The sequence below is a fragment of the Telluria sp. AZSoR62 genome (assembly GCF_058111565.1).
Genome location: NZ_JBYTST010000596.1, coordinates 1 through 237, shown reverse-complemented (window position 1 = coordinate 237; position 237 = coordinate 1). Strand labels below are relative to the sequence as shown.

Annotated in this window: 1 pseudogene; it reads right to left on the bottom strand. The window is 57.4% G+C overall.

From position 1 onward, the window contains the following. Nucleotides 1–29: 29 nt before the first annotated feature. Nucleotides 30–237 (bottom strand): annotated as a pseudogene (locus AC3XQU_RS24875) (peptidylprolyl isomerase); the annotation flags it as partial.

Sequence of the window (237 nt, the reverse complement as noted above, 5' to 3'; positions counted from 1 at the left end):
AACCACCGCGCGGTGAGCCGGTAAGTCGGTCAGCCCTTGTAGTTGTAGAAGCCCTCGCCGACAGCGACGCCGAGCTTGCCTTCATCGATGTAGTTCTTCTTGATGTAGTCGGCGAGCATCGCTTTGATGATGATGCTCTGGCGCGCGTTGTCGATCGCTGCCCTGACATCGGCACAACCACCGACGCCTTGCTTGTCGACTTCCTTTATCAGGACTTCGCGTCCGATCAGATCCTTC